Source organism: Kitasatospora sp. NPDC058965 (genome assembly GCF_042741245.1).
Classification (GTDB): Bacteria; Actinomycetota; Actinomycetes; order Streptomycetales; family Streptomycetaceae; genus Kitasatospora.
The window spans coordinates 1-16,050 of sequence record NZ_JBHYKG010000192.1 but is presented as its reverse complement, the minus strand read 5'-3'; the positions used below and the strand labels follow the sequence as shown (position 1 = coordinate 16,050).

Below are 16,050 nucleotides of genomic sequence, written 5' to 3'. Positions count from 1 at the left end.
CTACATCATGCGCCACGGGCGGATCGGCTCGATGTCGGGGCCTAGGGGCTGTGGGCGGGGTGGCGCTGGGGGGGGGGGGGGGGCACCGGCCCGCGCCACCGCCGTGTAATGGACCGGGCCGCCGGGCGGATCCCCGGCCCGATCGGGGTGTGGTCGATGCACGAGATGTCGGTCGCGCTCGCCGTGGTGGAGCAGGTGGCCGAGGCCGCCCGCCGCCACCGGGCGGGCGGCGTGGAACGGGTCGTCCTGCGGGTCGGCGAACTGGCCGGCGTGGTGCCGGACTCGCTCGCCTTCTGCTTCGAACTCGCCTGTGCCGCAACGGTGCTGGAGAACGCGGAGCTGGTGACCGAGTGGCTGCCCGGGCGGGCCCGGTGCCACGCCTGCGGGCACGACTGGGCCACCGGCCTGCCCCCGCAACTGGCCTGCCCGGACTGCGGGTCGGCCGACACCGAGCTGCTGGGCGGCCGTGAGCTGGAGATCGGTGCCGTGCACTGGGCCGAGCCCGCCGCCGTCCTGGACGAGGAGTGAACCATGTGTCGCGTCACCGACCTGCAGCAGGCGGTCCTCGCCAAGAACGACCACCGCGCGCGAGATCTGCGGCAGGAGCTGGCGGCGCGCGGCACCGTGCTGGTCAACCTGCTCTCCAGCCCCGGTAGCGGCAAGACCGCCCTGCTGGAGGCGGAGTTGACGCTGGCCACCCGGCGCGGTGTGCCCGTGGCGGCGCTCACCGCCGACCTGGCCACCGAGAACGACGCCGTCCGGCTGGCCCGCTCCGGCGCGCCGGTGAAGCAGGTGCTCACGGACGGGCTCTGCCACCTGGAGGCCGACCTGCTCCGCGGCCAGTTGGACGGCTGGCTGCCCGCGGACACCCGGCTGCTGTTCGTGGAGAACGTCGGCAACCTGGTCTGCCCGGCCGGCTACGACCTGGGCGAGACCCTGCGGGTGGCGCTGGCCTCGGTGACCGAGGGCGAGGACAAGCCGCTCAAGTACCCGTCCGCCTTCGGCCTGGCGCACCTGGTGCTGGTCACCAAGGCGGACCTGGCGGCGGCGGTGGAGTTCGACGAGGCGGCGTTCCTGGCCAACGTGCAGCAGGTGAACCCCGGGGTGGAGGTGCTGTTCACCTCGGCGCGGCGGGGGCAGGGCGTCGGACTGCTGCTGGACCGGGCGCTGGCGGCGGGGGAGGGCGGACCGGGGCACGAGCCGGTGATGGCGCGCCGGGCCGGCGGGCACGGGCACGGGCACGCGCACGGGACGGCGCAGGCACCCGACCACGCGGACGGGCACCCCGGCGAGCACGCGCACGGGCACCCCCACGAGCACCCGCACGAGCACCCGCACGAGCACCCGCACGACCGTGTCCACGAGCACCCGCACGCACACCCGCACGTCGGTGAGCCGGTGCCGCCGCGGTGACCGTCACCGGCACGGCCGAGCCGGCGCCGGGTCCCGGCCCCGCCCCGGTCGGCCCCGCCCCGGCCGTCGAGCGGCGCCGGGTGCGGGTGTGCGGCGTCGTCCAGGGCGTCGGCTTCCGTCCGTTCGTCTTCGCGCTGGCCCGGGAACTCGCGCTGGCGGGGTGGGTGACCAACACCGCCGAGGGCGTGCTGGCCGAGGTCGAGGGCGACGGGCCGGCCGTGGCCGCGTTCTGCCGCCGGGTGGCTGCCGAGGCGCCCCCGCTCGCGGTGGTCGAGGAGGTGGCGCACGAGGCGCTGCCCGTCGCCGGCGGCACCGGCTTCACCATCCGCGCCTCGCGGGCCGGCGGCCCGCTGCGCACGCTGGTGTCGCCCGACACCGCGACCTGCGACGCCTGCCTCGCCGAACTGACGGACCATCAGGACCGGCGCCACCGCCACCCGTTCATCACCTGCACGCACTGCGGTCCGCGGTTCACCATCGTCACCGGCCTGCCCTACGACCGGGCCAACACCACGATGGCCGGGTTCCCGATGTGCCCGCGCTGCGCCGCCGAGTACACCGACCCGGCCGACCGCCGGTTCCACGCCCAGCCGGTCGCCTGCCACGACTGCGGCCCGGTGCTGCGCCTGCTGCTGCGCAGCGGCGGGGCCGCCGCACCCGAGCCGGTCGCGGACCCGGTCGCGGCCGGGCGCCGACTGCTCGCCCAGGGCCGGATCCTGGCGGTCAAGGGCCTGGGCGGCTACCACCTGGCCTGCGACGCCGGCAACGCCGAGGCCGTCGCCGAGCTGCGCCGGCGCAAGGCGCGCGGCAGCAAGCCGTTCGCCCTGATGGTGCGTGACCCGGCGGTGCTGGAGCCGCTGGTGCGGCTCGGCGAGGTCGAACGCGAGCTGCTGACCGGCAACCGGCGCCCGATCGTGCTGCTGCGCCGCCGACCGGGCACCCCCGACGGCGCACCGGGCCCCGTCTGCGCCGCGGTCGCCCCCGGCAGCCCGGACCTCGGCGTGATGCTGCCGTACACCCCGCTGCACCACCTGCTGCTCGGCCTGCCCGGGGACCCGCCCGGCCCCGCCGCGCTGGTGATGACCAGCGGCAACCTGTCGGGCGAACCCATCGTCACCGACGACCGGGAGGCCGTGGAGCGGTTGGCCGGGCTGGCCGACGCGTGGCTCACCCACGACCGGCCGATCCACGTGCCGTGCGACGACTCGGTGCTGCGCGTGGTGGCGGGCGAGGTGCTGCCGGTGCGCCGCTCGCGCGGCTACGCGCCCTTCCCGGTGCCGCTCCCGGTGCCGGTGGACCCGGTGCTGGCGACCGGCGGCGACCTGAAGAACGCCTTCTGCCTGGCAACCGGGCACCAGGCCTGGCTCTCCGCCCACGTCGGCGACATGGACGACCTGGCCACGCTCACCGCGTTCGAGCGGGCCACGGCCCAACTGGCCGCGATCACCGGGACCGCCCCGGTGCTGCTCGCCACCGACCGGCACCCCGGCTACCGCTCGGCGCACTGGGCCCGGCGCCGCGCCGGCACCCGGCCGGTGCGCACGGTCCAGCACCACCACGCGCACGTGGCCGCGGTGCTGGCCGAGAACGGCGCGGACGGTTCCCGCCCGGTGCTCGGCGTCGCCTTCGACGGCACCGGCTACGGCGAGGACGGCGCGGTCTGGGGCGGCGAGTTCCTGCTGGCCGACTACGACGGCTTCCGGCGCCTGGCCCACCTCGCGTACGTCCCGCTGCCCGGCGGCGACGCCGCGGTGCAGCTGCCGTACCGGATGGCGCTGGCCCACCTGCGTGCGGCCGGACTGCCCCGGGACCGGGACCTGCCCTGCGTCGCGGCCTGCCCGGAGCCGGAACGCGCGGTGCTGGAGCGCCAGTTGGCGCGCGACCTGAACTGCGTGCCGACCTCCAGCATGGGCCGGCTGTTCGACGCCGTCTCCTCGCTGGCCGGCGTCTGCCACCGTGCCGAGTACGAGGCGCAGGCCGCGATCGAGTGGGAGGCCGCGGCGGTCGGCTGGACGGGCCCGCTCGGCGGGCGGTGGCGGTTCGCCGTCCGGCCCGGCGGCGCGGGGCCCGACCGGGTGGACCCCGCCCCGGTGCTCGCGGCGCTGGTCCGCGACCTGCGGGCCGGCACGCCCGTCGGACTGCTGGCCGCCCGCTTCCACGACGCGGTGGCGCTGATGGTCCGTCAGGTCTGCCGCACCGTCCGGGAGCGGCACGGCGTGGACACCGTGGCGCTCAGCGGCGGCGTGTTCGCCAACGCGCTGCTGCTGACCGCCTGCCTCGACCACCTGCGCGCGGACGGGTTCACCGTGCTGCGCCACCGCCTGGTCCCGCCCAACGACGGGGGGCTCGCGCTCGGCCAGGCCGTGGTCGCGGCCCGCCGCCCCGCCACCGACCAGCTGTCCACCTAGGAGGAGCAAGCCCATGTGTCTGGCCGTACCCGGCAAGGTGCTCACGATCGAGGAACGCGACGGCACCCGGATGGCCACCGTCGACTTCGGCGGCGTGGTCAAGGACGTGTGCCTCGAATACCTGCCGGACCTGGCGGTCGGCGAGTACACCATCGTGCACGTCGGCTTCGCACTGCAGCGGTTGGACGAGCAGTCGGCGCAGCAGACCCTGGCGCTGTTCCAGGGGCTCGGGCTGATGGAGGAGGAGTTCGGCGACGCCTGGGAGCAGGCCGCCGAGCAGGCCGGCGAGCCGGCGCCCGCGCCCTCGCCGCCGGCGGCACCCACCGCTGCGCCCGCCGCCGCCGCGCCCGAGGGGAGCGCCCGGTGAAGTACCTCGACGAGTTCCAGGACCCCGCGCTGGCCCGGCGGCTGTTCGACGAGATCCGCGCCACCGTCACCCGCCCGTGGGCGCTGATGGAGGTGTGCGGCGGACAGACGCACTCCATCATCCGGCACGGGATCGACCAACTGCTCCCGGACGAGATCGAGTTGATCCACGGTCCGGGCTGCCCGGTGTGCGTCACGCCACTGGAGATGATCGACAAGGCGCTGGAGATCGCCTCCCGGCCCGACGTGATCTTCTGCTCGTTCGGCGACATGCTCCGGGTCCCCGGCACCGGACGGGACCTGTTCACCGTCCGCGGTGAGGGCGGCGACGTCCGGGTGGTCTACTCGCCGCTGGACGCGCTGCGGGTCGCCCGGGCCAACCCGGACAAGCAGGTGGTCTTCTTCGGCATCGGCTTCGAGACCACCGCCCCGCCCAACGCGATGACGGTCTACCAGGCGCGCCGGCTCGGCATCCGCAACTTCAGCCTGCTGGTCTCGCACGTGCGGGTGCCGCCCGCCATCGAGGCGCTGATGACCTCCCCGGACTGCCGGGTGCAGGCCTTCCTGGCCGCCGGGCACGTGTGCAGCGTGATGGGCACCGAGGAGTACCCGGAGCTCGCGGAGCGCCACCGGGTGCCGATCGTGGTCACCGGGTTCGAGCCGCTCGACATCCTGGCGGGCGTGCGCCTGGCCGTGCGCCAACTGGAGCGCGGCGAGCACCGGGTGGAGAACGCCTACCCGCGCGCCGTGCGCGCGGAGGGCAACCCGGCGGCCCGGGCGATGCTCGCCGACGTCTTCGAGGTCACCGACCGCGCCTGGCGCGGCATCGGCACCATCCCGGCCAGTGGCTGGCGACTGGCCGAGGCCTACCGCGAGTTCGACGCCGAGCACCGGTTCGCCGTGGGCGACCTGACCACCGTGGAGCCGGCCGAGTGCCGCAGCGGCGACGTGCTGCAGGGCCTGATCAAGCCGCACGAGTGCGAGGCCTTCGGCACGCGCTGCACCCCGCGCACGCCGCTGGGCGCCACCATGGTCTCCAGCGAGGGCGCCTGCGCGGCCTACTACCTGTACCGCCGCCTGGGCGGCGTCCCGACTCCCGTGAAGGCGGCCCCCGTTGGCTGAGCTGCTCGCACCCGCGCCCGACTTCTCCGGCTGGACCTGCCCCGCGCCGCTGCGCGACCTGCCCCGGATCGTGATGGGGCACGGCGGCGGCGGGACGCTCTCGGCCGAGCTGGTCGAGCACGTCTTCGCCCCGGCGTTCGGCGGCCCCGAGCTCGCCGGGTACCCCGACTCCGCCGTGCTCGACCTCGGCGGTGCCCGACTGGCCTTCTCCACCGACTCGTTCGTGGTCCGGCCGCTGTTCTTCCCGGGCGGCTCGATCGGCGACCTGGCGGTCAACGGCACGGTCAACGACCTCGCCATGAGCGGGGCGCGGCCGGCCTTCCTGTCCTGCGCCTTCCTGCTGGAGGAGGGTGTGGAGACGGCCACGGTGGCCGCGGTGGCGCAGGCGATCGGGGCCGCGGCCAGGGCGGCCGGGGTGCGGATCGCCACCGGCGACACCAAGGTGGTCGAGTCCGGGCACGGCGACGGTGTGTACCTCAACACCGCCGGGATCGGCCTGGTGCCGGCCGGCGTGGACATCCGCCCCGACCGCGCGGTGCCCGGGGACGTGGTGATCGTCAGCGGGCCGATCGGCCTGCACGGGGTCGCGGTGCTGAGTGTGCGCGAGGGCCTGGAGTTCGAGGTGCGGGTGGCGAGCGACTGCGCGCCGCTCGGCGGCCTGGTCGAGGCGATGCTCGCCGTCACCCCCGACCTGCACGTGCTGCGCGACCCCACCCGCGGCGGGGTGGCGACCGCGCTGAACGAGATCGCGGCGGCCTCCGGGGTCGGCGTGGTGCTGGAGGAACGGGCCGTGCCGGTGCCGCCCGAAGTGGCCAACGCCTGCGCGCTGCTGGGCCTGGACCCGCTCTACGTGGCGAACGAGGGCAAGCTGCTCGCCTTCGTCGCGCGGGCCGACGCCGACGCCGTGCTCGCCGCGATGCAGGCCCACCCGCACGGGGCCGGGGCGCGGATCATCGGCGAGTGCGTCGAGGCGCACCCGGGCATGGTGGTGGCCCGCACCGCGTTCGGTGCGACCCGAGTGGTGGACAAGCCGCTGGGGGAGCAGTTGCCCCGGATCTGCTGACCGGCTGCCGACCGGCCCCAGCGCGTGGCGACGGGGGCGTCGTGGTCGACCCCCGGTCGTCACGCGCCCGCGACCGGCGGGCGGTCAGGGGCCGTCGTCCGGGGGCAGGCTCGGCACGTCGGCGGGAAAGAGGCTCACCAGCAGTCCGTACGGCTCGCCGCGGGCCGGGTCGTTCGGCAACTCCTCGTTGGCCATGGCGCGCAGCCGGGCCTCCAGGGCCCGCGCCTGCTCGGGGCTGAGCCAGAGGTGGCGCAGCACGGTCTCGGAGGCCTGCCCGGGGCCGGCCGGCAGCATCTCGTCCAGCGCGGCGTGGAGGAGGAACTGGGCGCCGCCGTCCGCGTTCTCCTGGAACGTGAAGCCCTCGCTGACCAGCGCGAAGTACTGCTCGGTGCCGCCGCGCACCTGCCGGGTCTCGGCGAGGCGGACCAGGCCGGCCTCGCGCAGCACCCGCACGTGGTAGCCGACGGTGCCCTTGCTCATCCCCAGGGCCAGCGCCAACTGGCGCAGCGTCGCCGGGCGTTGGCGCAGTGCGTTGACCATGCGGTGGCGCACGGGGTGACCGAGCGCCTTGAACTGCTCGGTGGAGTGGAGGACGAGGTGGCCCTGCTCGTCGCGGTCCCGGGTGTCGGGGGGCTGCCGGTCTGCGTCGTCTGCCATGGCTGAAAGTGTCGGGGAATCCAAACGCTTTGACAACTCCGGCGCGCCCACCGCACAATCAAGGCGTCGAAGAAGTGGCGAAGATTCTCGCCACTTAAGTCCGGTCCACCCTCCGTGGCCCGGATCCCACACATCACCAGGAGTCTGCATGCCCCTTGCCACCGCCCGGGTCAGCACCGACCGTCCCGCCCGCTACCTGAAGCAGCTCGTCTCGCACATGAGCCACAAGGCCACCACCGCCCTGTCCGCCGACGGCCGCGGCACCATCACCGTCAGGTCCGGCAGCTGCGCCCTCACGCCCCACCCGGGCACGCTGGAGCTGACCGCCACCGCCGTCGACGCCGAGTCCCTCGCCCAGGTGCAGGACGTGATCGCCCGTCACCTGGTCCGCTTCGCCACCCAGGAGGAACTGGTGGTCGAGTGGAGTGCCCCGATCGACGGCGGTGAGCTGGAGCCCACCGCCCCCGTGGTCGGCGAGTACCTGCTCAGTCACCACACGCCGGCCGACGAGATCCTCGGCGAGCTGGCCGCCGCCACCCGGGAGGCCCTCGGCGACGCCGCCCACATGCAGGTCTCGGCCGACGAAGGCACCCTGCTCACCATGCTGACCCGGCTCACCGGTGCCCGGTTCGCGGTCGAGGTCGGCGTCTTCACCGGCTACTCCACCCTCTGCATCGCCCGCGGCCTCGCCGACGGCGGCCGGGTGCTGGCCTGCGACGTCAGCGAGGAGTGGGCCGCGATCGGCCGCCCGTACTGGGAGCGCGCGGGCGTCGCCGACCGGATCGACCTGCACATCGCCCCCGCGCTGGAGACCCTGCGCGCGCTCGACAGCGAGCCGTTCATCGACATCGCCTTCATCGACGCCGACAAGGAGAGCTACCCCGCCTACTACGAGGAGATCGTGCGCCGCCTGCGCCCCGGCGGGCTGGTGGTGCTGGACAACGTCTTCCTCGGCGGCCGCGTCCTCGACCCCGCCTACCAGGAGGCCCGCCACGTGGCCGTGCGCGGCCTGAACGACCTGATCGCGGCCGACGAGCGGGTGGACGCGGTGATGCTGCCGGTGCGCGACGGGGTGACGATCGCCCGGCGCCGGTGAGGTGCCCGGCCTCGGAGCACGGGCGCGCTCCGGCGCCGGGCGCGGCGACTACCCGCGCACCGCGAGCCGGGCGGCCAGCCGTTCCTTCGCGCCGGGCCACTCGTCCTTCAGCATCGAGTAGAAGACGGTGTCGCGCCAACTTCCGTCGGGGCGGCGCAGTTCACGGCGCAGGACGCCTTCGCGCACCGCGCCCAGGCGGGAGATGGCCTGCTGCGAGCGCGTGTTGAGGTGGTCGGTGCGCCAGCACACCCGCCCCATGCCCAGTTCCTCGAAGGCGTGCGAGAGCAGCAGCAGCTTGGACTCGGTGTTGACCGCGGTGCGCCAGGCGGTGCGGCCGTACCAGGTCCAGCCGATCTCCAGGCACTCGTCGACGGTGCTGAAGAACCCGTAGCTGGTCCAGCCGACGGCCCGTCCGGTGGCCAGCCGGACGACGGCGAAGGCGACCCGGGTGCCGGCCGCGCAGTCGGCGACCAGCTTGTCCAGCAGGGTGCCCAGTTCCTGCTGGGTGCGTGGGGTGCGGACCGGGAGCCGGCGCCAGACCTCCTCGTCCCCTCCGCCGGCTGCGAACAGGTCCGCGAGGTGGGCACGGGTCAGCGGCTCCAGGCGGACGTGGCGGCCCAGCAGGGTGACAGCGGTCGGGGTCCTGGCAGCGGACGGGTTCAGCGGCTCCATGGTGATGATCATGCCCTCCGGGGCGGGTCGGCGACCACCGCCGCCCACGGGAGATCCACCGGCGGCCTGCCCGGTTCGTCCGGCGCGGGGGCCCGGCGCCGACCGGTGTCAGTGTGATCGGCATACTTTCGCGCATGGACATCGTGGAGAACGAACGGCGCCCGCACCACTACCAGTTCGCGCACAAGGTGCTCGCCGGACTCGCCCGGGACATGGGGCCGCGGATGCTGGACGGCCTGCCGGAGGACCGGATCGCGGCCGGCCTGGCCTCGCTCTGGGACGACTTCGGGAGGCGGTTGCCCGAGGGGGAACGGCTGCCGAGCGACGGGTTGACGGGTGACCTGATCACGCTGGGGCGGCACCGGATGCTGGTGGTCGTGATGCCCGAGCCCATCGCCCGGGCCGAGGCGTACTACACCGCGGTGGTCCAGTCGGGCGGCGCCGACCACTGCCGGTACTTCACCCTGGAGTACGCGCTCAACCCGTTCACCGGCGAGCCGTACTCGGTGCTCGGCGAGTGGACGGCGGACGGCAGCCACCTCAATTGCGGGACCGGCCGGTTGGCAGGGCTGTCCGGGTTCCTGACCGACCTGGTGGGCCTGCTGCACGCGGAGTCGGCTGCCGCGGGCCCGGCCGCCGGGTCGGGCCGGAGCACGGCGCAGCCGAAGCCCGAACGGCGGGGCCTGCGGCGGTTGTTCGGCCGCTGAGCGGCCGGGAGCGAGATACGGCGCGAGGCCGGATCCGTGGCGGACCCGGCCTCGCGTGCGTGCGCGGCGGACTCAGCGGCGACCGGTCGGCTGGCCGGTGGCCGGGTCGAGCACCAGCGGGCGGGCGTTCGGGGCGTCGTCGTCGTGACCGCGGCCGTGGCCCCGCGGGAAGTCGAACAGGCCGTTCAGGCTGCCCGCCACCTTGTCGGTGCTGCCGGCGATCCGCGGCAGGGTCCAGTTGTCCTCGACGAACTTGAGGATGGAGGACTGGTCGGTCAGCGTGTGGTCGACCGAGTTGCGCTTGGCCCAGGGCGAGACGACCAGCAGCGGCAGGCGCGGGCCGTAGCCGCAGCGGCCGTTCTGGCCGGCGATCGGGGTGCCGCTGCCGCAGACGCCCGGGCCGGTCAGCGAGTCGGCGGCCGAGGCGGACGGGTTGGTGACACCGGAGTAGGCGTGGTCGTACCAGCCGTCCGAGTCGTCGTAGGCGATGACGACCGCGGTGTTCTCCCAGTCCGGGGTCTTCTGCAGGGCGTTGATCTCGTTGACCACGAACTGCTGCTCGTCGTACGGGTCGGAGTACGCCGCGTGGCCGTCCTGGTAGCCGGCGGCCTTGAGGTAGCTGACGGCCGGCAGCGCGGAGCCCGGCAGCTGGCCGCGGCCGATCGCCGCCACCAACTGGTCGAAGTCACTCGTGTCGTACTGGTGGTTCGGGGTGTCGAACTGCGGGGCGCCGTTCACGTAGTGCTGGGTGTCGGTACCGATGCTGCGCAGCGCGGACCGGGTGTCGCGGCCGTTGGCGTCGGTGGCCAGCGTGACGTGGTGCGGGTTCGCGGTGGACGCGTAGTACTGGAACGGCTGGTGGTGCGGGATGTAGTCGTCCTTCCAGCCGTACTGCCCGGTGCCGGTGGTCAGCGGGGCGGCCACGCCGACGCCGACCGGGTGGACGGCGTTGCACAGGCCCTGGTTGGTGGAGTGCGGCACCGAGCTGTTCAGCCCGGCGGCCTTGAACTCGTCGGGGACGAAGGTCGAGGTCGGCTGACCGGCGTGCCCGGTGGCGGCGGCCGCGTCGGCGAAACCGGTGGTCGGCCGGAAGCCGCCCTCGAAGAAGCCCCAGGACAGGCCGGCCGCGTTCAGCTGGTCGCCGACGTTCTTGCCGCTCATCGCCACCGCGTCGCGGGTCGAGCAGTCGTCCCAGTACGGCTGGGCGTCGCTGGTCAGCACGTAGCCGCCCTGCCCGTCCGCGGTGAGGTCGGCGTTGGGCTTGGCGGGGGTGGCGACCGACGGGCTGTTCGCGGTGTGGGCCATGTCGACGCCGCCGGTGTTCCCCGCGATCAGGTTGACCGCGCCGGGCGAGGACGGGCCGAAGGTGGTGCCGTACGAGTTGTCGCTCATGGCGAACCGCTGGGCGTAGTTCCACATCGCGGTCACGGTGTTGCCGTCGTAGTAGTTCATCACGTCGCCCGCGACGCAGGCCGCGCCGGTCGGCGACTTGCCGCTCTCGTTGCCGACGGTCTGCGGGAAGCGGTCCATCTTGCCGCCGTCGAAGGCCGCCTGCTCGTCGCCGTAGTTGTGGTCCTGGTCGCAGGTGAGCACGTCGCCCGGGGCGGCCGGGTCGTAGCGGCGCGGGTTCACCCCGTTCGGGTTCGCGGTCAGCAGGGCGCCGGTCAGGCCGTTGACGGCCGGCGTGCCGCGCCTTGCCGTGAATGCCTGCCCGTCCGTGTTGGTGGCGTTCGGGTAGGTGCCGAAGTAGTGGTCGAAGGAGACGTTCTCCTGGTAGATGACGACCAGGTGCTTGATCGGCGACTGAGTGTGCCGCGCCGCCTGGGCCACGGAGGTGCCGGGCGTGGCGGTCACCACGGTCAGGCCGGCGGCGACAGCGGCGGCGCCGGACAGCAGACGCTTGGAGCGGTGCACTCGATGCATGGAAGCCCTCTTACCAGTCGACGGCAGGATGGCGAGAGCGAACCGCATGCAGCGGAAGGCGAGTTGATGCCCAGGCAACGCACGGGTGCCGGACGTGCGAACAAGCCGTCCACCCGTCAGCCCCGACCCGCCGCGCCTGGGCGCAGGTAGCGGGCCCGGACGTGGTCGAGGTACCGGTCCGGGTCGGCGAAGGCGCCGTCCTGGGCACCGCGGCGGTGCAGTTCGAGCCGGCCGTCGGGGTGCAGGCGCAGCGTGGTGGTGGCCGCCCGGGGCGTGGCCGTGGGGCCGTCGTCGATGCCGGACAGACCGGCGGGGTCGAGCACCGGCACGGTCGCGGGGAACATCGCGGCGGCCTCGGCGGCCGTCGCCGCGGGCGGCCGACCGGTGCGGTTGGCACTGCTCACGTACAGGACCGGGTGCGGCGCGAGGACGGGCAGCACGGGCGCCCAGCGGGCGCCGAAGAGCATGGTCCAGCCGTCCCGGGTGGCCGGTGCCGGGCCGGCGCCGCCGGGCAGCCGGAGCAGCAGGGTCACCCGCTCCTCGACCAGCAGGCGGTGGACCCCCGCATCCAGCCCCAGGGCGGCGACGGTACCGGGGTCGTGGGCCCAGAGCGCCACCGCCTGGTCGGCGGGCCGTCCCTTGGCCGAGTTGACGGCCCGTGCGTCGGTGCCGGCCAGCACGCAGGTCAGCGGTGCGGGGTTCGGCAGCACCACCGCCGCACCGCGGGCCAGCGCGGTGCGCGCGCCGTCGGCGTCGGTGGTGCCCGCTGCGGCGGTCACCCGGCCGCTCCCGCGGCGGCGCCCAGCCCGTCGAGGTAGGCGGCGAAGGCCGCGTCGTCGACGACGGCCCGGCCGGTCCGGTACGCCCGCGCCTTGGCCCAGGCCAGCGCGGCCGCCGTCCGCGACGGGTCCAGCGCGTGCCCGAGACGGGCGGCCACCGCCGTCACCACCCGGGCGCTGGCCAGCTGGGTGAGCACCACGGTCGGGGCGATGCCCAGCAGCGCCTGCGGGTCGAACGGTTGGAACAGCTGCGGGTGGACGAAGGGCGTGCCGGTGGAGATGGTGCCGACCCCGGTGCCGACCACCGGCGTGGTGACGCCGATCGGCACGCCGGTCTCCGCGGCGACCAGCCCGGCCAGGTGCGGCAGCGCGGTCAGGTCCGGAGCGGTCCACCAGAGCCCCTCGTCGGTACCGAGCAGCCGGGCCGCCCGCGCGGGGTCGTGGGCGAGCAGGAAGAGCACCTGCTCGGTGGCGACCATGCCGCTGCGCTCGGCCAGGCCGAGCCAGGAGGCGGACACCACCCGGACCCCGGCGCGCAGCGCCTCCAGCGTGTTGGCCAGCCCCAGCCCGAGGTCGTTGTGCAGGTGCGAGGCGAGCACCACCTCCGGGCCCGCGCCGGCCGCGACCCGGCCGAACATCTCGGCCGCCTCGAACGGCAGTTGGCGGCCCACCGTGTCGGCCAGCACGATCGCGGCCGCCCCGGCGTCGGTCAGGGCGCCCGCACCGGCGGCCATCAGTGCGTGGTCGGCGCGGGAGGCGTCCGCGAAGCAGAGGTCGACGGCCACCTCCGCCGCCAGGTCGCGGGCCTCCTTGACCAGGGCGACCGCTGCCTCCAGTGCCTCCCGGGCACTGCTGTGGGTCATCGTCGCGGCCATCGCCTCGGAGGCGGGCACCACGACCATCACCCGCGCGTGCGCGGTGCCCCGGACCGCGGCCACGGCCTGCCGGACGTCCGCGCTGCGCCCCCGGCAGACCGCGGCCACGCTCACCGCCCCCTCGGCCTCCACCGCGACCCGACGCACCGCCTCGAACTCCTCGCCGCAGACGGCGGGGAAGCCGGCCGCGAAGACCACGTGCCGTGGGCCGTCGGCCCCGAACATCCGCCCCTGCTCGCGCGCCAGCCGCACCCGGAAGTCGGCCGACATCAGTGTCTTGGCCTGCGCACCGTCGCGCGGCGACTCCTCCCAGAGCACCAGGCGCCCCGCCCGCGCGGACTCCCGCACCACGTCCCGCACCACGTCCTGTCCCACCACGACCCCCCAGTCCGGGCCCTCCCGCACCGGGAGGGCAACCCGGTCGGCAGGCTAGGCGGCGACCGGTCACGGCACCGGAACGGCAGGCGGAAGATCACCCGTACGGGGTGTGTCCGCCGAACCCGCCCGTACGGACGGACCGGTAGTGGTACAGGCCCCCGTCTGACATGGCGTCGGCAAGCGCAAGGCCGGGGCCCGAGCTGACGGCATCTCGCCATGGCATGTTCCCGCCATGGCAACTGCCTTTATCCATGGGACCGTTGGCATCACCATTCGCCTGTCCCCGTGTCGGTGTCAGCCGACAGCCACCAGCACCGCCCAGCATGTCAGGAGAGACATGTCCGGACTGGCCAGAAAAGGACCCGCCCTGCTCGCCGGAGCCCTCGCTGCGGCGTTGGCCCTCGCCACCCCCGTGCTCGCCGCCGCCCCGACCGCCCCGCACCGGCCCGGAACGCCGCCCGGCGCCACCCCGACCCTCGCCCAGGTCAGCACCGACCCGTACACCGACGCGCAGGCCCAGCACGCCACCGAGGTCGAGCCCGACACCTTCAGCTACGGCAGCACCGTGGTGTCCGCCTTCCAGGTCGGCCGGGTCTCCGGCGGCGGCGCGTCCAACATCGGCTGGGCGACCTCCACCGACGGCGGGCAGACCTGGACCCACGGGTTCATGCCCGGCTCCACCGGCAACACCGGCGGCCCGTACGGGCAGGCCAGCGACGCCTCGGTGGCCTACGACGCCAAGGACGGCGTCTGGATGGTCTCCTGGCTGGGCGTCAGCACCAGCAGCTCGGTCGACGTGGAGCTGAGCCGCTCCACCGATGGCGGCCACACCTGGGGCAACCCGGTCACGATCTCCACCGGCACCTTCGACGACAAGAACTGGACGGTCTGCGACGACCACGCGTCCAGCCCGTACTACGGCCACTGCTACACCGAGTACGACGACGCCAACGCCGGCGACGCCGAGCACATGCGCACCTCGACCGACGGCGGCCTGACCTGGGGCGCCCAGCTGAGCCCGGCCGACAGCCCCAGCGGGCTGGGCGGACAGCCGGTCGTCCAGCCGAACGGCACCGTCGTGGTGCCGTTCTCCTCCGGCAGTCAGAACGCCGAGGACGCCTTCACCTCCACCAACGGCGGCACCAGCTGGGGCGCCAGCGTGCAGATCGCCACGGTCTCGCACCACCCGGTGGCCGGCCTGGAGGACCTGGCGGCCCGCCTGTCACCCAGGGACAGCCTGCGCGAGAGTCCGCTGCCGTCCGCCGAGATCGACTCCAGCGGCAAGGTCTACGCCGTCTGGTCCGACTGCCGCTTCCGCAGCGGTTGCCCGAGCAACGACATCATCATGTCGACCTCGACCAACGGCACCACCTGGAGCACCCCGACCCGGGTGCCGATCGACGCGGCCACCAGCACGGTCGACCACTTCACCCCGGGCATCGGCGTCGACCCGAGCAGCTCGGGCAGCACCGCCCGGCTCGGCCTGACGTACTACTTCTACCCGAACGCCGCCTGCACGGACACCACCTGCCAGCTCGACGCGGCCTTCGTCTCCTCGGCCGACGGCGGCAGCACCTGGTCCGCACCCGTCCAGCTGGCCGGCCCGATGACGCTGGCCTGGCTGCCCAACACCAGCCAGGGCCGGATGTTCGGCGACTACATCTCGACCTCCGTGCTCGCCGGCGGCAACGCCGTCCCGGTGATCCCGATCGCCCACGCGCCCAGCGGCAGCACCTTCGACGTGGCGATGTACGCCCCGGCCGGCGGCCTGCCGATCGGCCAGTCCACGGGCGGCAACACCGTCACCGTCACCAACCCGGGCAACCAGACCGGCACCGTCGGCACCCCGGTCTCGCTCCAGCTCAGCGCCACCGACTCGGCCGGTCTGAGCCTGACCTACAGCGCGACCGGCCTGCCCGCGGGCCTGTCGGTCTCCACCGCGGGCCTGATCTCCGGCACGCCGACCACCGCCGGCACCAGCTCGGTGACGGTCCGGGCGGCGGACAGCACCGGCACCGCCGGCACCGCCTCGTTCAGCTGGACGGTCAACCCCACCGGCGGCGGTTGCCCGAGCCCCGGCCAACTGCTCGGCAACCCCGGTTTCGAGACCGGTAGCGCCGCGCCCTGGACGGCTTCCTCCGGCGTGATCGACAACTCCAGCAGCGAGGCGGCCCACTCGGGCAGCTGGAAGGCCTGGCTGGACGGCTACGGCAGCACCCACACCGACACCCTGGGGCAGAGCGTCGCCATCCCGGCCGGCTGCAAGGCCGCGCTCAGCTTCTACCTGCACATCGACACCGCCGAGACCAGCACCACCACGGCCTACGACACCCTCAAGGTCCAGGTCCTGAACAGCAGCGGCACCGTGCTGGCCACGCTGGCCAGTTACTCCAACCTCAACGCCGCCACCGGCTACACCCAGCGCTCCTTCGACCTGTCCGGCTACGCCGGCCAGACCGTCACGCTGAAGTTCACCGGCACCGAGGACTCCAGCCTGCAGACCAGCTTCGTGGTCGACGACACGGCGCTCAACGCCTCCTGACCCGGCGTCGGACCGGCTACGGGTGCGGTCGGGCTCCCCGCGCGAACGG

The 16,050-nt window shown here is 74.3% G+C and carries 14 protein-coding genes; 9 read left to right on the top strand and 5 right to left on the bottom strand.

Annotated elements, in window-relative coordinates:
- Window positions 1-156: 156 nt before the first annotated feature.
- From hypA to hypE, 6 genes are all read left to right on the top strand, one after another.
- Window positions 157-528, top strand: a complete 372-nt coding sequence (hypA, locus tag ACFW1A_RS26885; protein ID WP_380412845.1) for a hydrogenase maturation nickel metallochaperone HypA — start codon at window positions 157-159, stop codon at window positions 526-528.
- A 3-nt stretch (window positions 529-531) separates the two neighbouring features.
- Window positions 532-1,413 (top strand): hydrogenase nickel incorporation protein HypB, encoded by an 882-nt coding sequence (hypB, locus tag ACFW1A_RS26880; RefSeq protein WP_380412842.1) that lies wholly within the window; start codon window positions 532-534, stop codon window positions 1,411-1,413.
- On the top strand, window positions 1,410-3,821 hold the full coding sequence (gene hypF / locus ACFW1A_RS26875) for a carbamoyltransferase HypF (protein ID WP_380412839.1): 2,412 nt from the start codon (window positions 1,410-1,412) through the stop codon (window positions 3,819-3,821). Before hypB ends, hypF begins: the two co-directional genes overlap by 4 nt.
- Before the next feature lie 13 nt (window positions 3,822-3,834).
- A complete protein-coding gene (locus ACFW1A_RS26870) occupies window positions 3,835-4,188 on the top strand; it encodes a HypC/HybG/HupF family hydrogenase formation chaperone (protein ID WP_380412837.1) in 354 nt (117 codons plus the stop codon).
- Window positions 4,185-5,309 (top strand): hydrogenase formation protein HypD, encoded by a 1,125-nt coding sequence (hypD, locus tag ACFW1A_RS26865; protein ID WP_380412835.1) that lies wholly within the window; start codon window positions 4,185-4,187, stop codon window positions 5,307-5,309. The genes ACFW1A_RS26870 and hypD overlap by 4 nt, the downstream gene beginning before the upstream one ends.
- A 73-nt stretch (window positions 5,310-5,382) precedes the next feature.
- Complete coding sequence (gene hypE, locus ACFW1A_RS26860) at window positions 5,383-6,372, top strand: hydrogenase expression/formation protein HypE (protein ID WP_380412847.1); 990 nt, start codon at window positions 5,383-5,385, stop codon at window positions 6,370-6,372.
- A gap of 84 nt (window positions 6,373-6,456) precedes the next feature.
- Here the strand turns inward: hypE and ACFW1A_RS26855 are convergent, their stop codons facing one another.
- Entirely contained in the window at window positions 6,457-7,029 is a 573-nt protein-coding gene (locus tag ACFW1A_RS26855) for an ArsR/SmtB family transcription factor (RefSeq protein ID WP_380412833.1), read from the bottom strand.
- Window positions 7,030-7,177: 148 nt separating this feature from the next.
- Here ACFW1A_RS26855 and ACFW1A_RS26850 point away from each other — a divergent pair, with 148 nt between their 5' ends.
- The gene (locus ACFW1A_RS26850; protein ID WP_380412832.1) at window positions 7,178-8,125 is read left to right on the top strand and encodes a DUF2218 domain-containing protein; all 948 of its coding nucleotides are present in this window, start codon (window positions 7,178-7,180) and stop codon (window positions 8,123-8,125) included.
- 48 nt (window positions 8,126-8,173) lie between these two features.
- Here ACFW1A_RS26850 and ACFW1A_RS26845 read toward each other — a convergent pair whose 3' ends face one another.
- Entirely contained in the window at window positions 8,174-8,809 is a 636-nt protein-coding gene (locus ACFW1A_RS26845; protein ID WP_380412830.1) for a GNAT family N-acetyltransferase, read from the bottom strand.
- 122 nt (window positions 8,810-8,931) lie between these two features.
- Between ACFW1A_RS26845 and ACFW1A_RS26840 the strand changes: the two genes are divergently transcribed.
- Window positions 8,932-9,504, top strand: a complete 573-nt coding sequence (locus ACFW1A_RS26840) for a hypothetical protein (protein WP_380412828.1) — start codon at window positions 8,932-8,934, stop codon at window positions 9,502-9,504.
- A gap of 72 nt (window positions 9,505-9,576) precedes the next feature.
- Here the strand turns inward: ACFW1A_RS26840 and ACFW1A_RS26835 are convergent, their stop codons facing one another.
- The 3 genes from ACFW1A_RS26835 to ACFW1A_RS26825 all read right to left on the bottom strand — a co-directional run bounded on the left by ACFW1A_RS26835 (window position 9,577) and on the right by ACFW1A_RS26825 (window position 13,459).
- Window positions 9,577-11,427, bottom strand: a complete 1,851-nt coding sequence (locus tag ACFW1A_RS26835) for a phospholipase C (protein ID WP_380412826.1) — start codon at window positions 11,425-11,427, stop codon at window positions 9,577-9,579.
- Window positions 11,428-11,543: 116 nt separating this feature from the next.
- A complete protein-coding gene (locus ACFW1A_RS26830; protein WP_380412824.1) occupies window positions 11,544-12,206 on the bottom strand; it encodes a hypothetical protein in 663 nt (220 codons plus the stop codon).
- Window positions 12,203-13,459, bottom strand: a complete 1,257-nt coding sequence (locus tag ACFW1A_RS26825; protein WP_380412822.1) for a 2-isopropylmalate synthase — start codon at window positions 13,457-13,459, stop codon at window positions 12,203-12,205. Before ACFW1A_RS26825 ends, ACFW1A_RS26830 begins: the two co-directional genes overlap by 4 nt.
- Window positions 13,460-13,796: 337 nt before the next feature.
- Between ACFW1A_RS26825 and ACFW1A_RS26820 the strand changes: the two genes are divergently transcribed.
- Window positions 13,797-16,001 carry a putative Ig domain-containing protein gene (locus ACFW1A_RS26820; protein WP_380412820.1) on the top strand — a complete coding sequence of 735 codons (2,205 nt, stop codon included), beginning with the start codon at window positions 13,797-13,799 and terminating at the stop codon, window positions 15,999-16,001.
- Window positions 16,002-16,050: the final 49 nt, after the last annotated feature.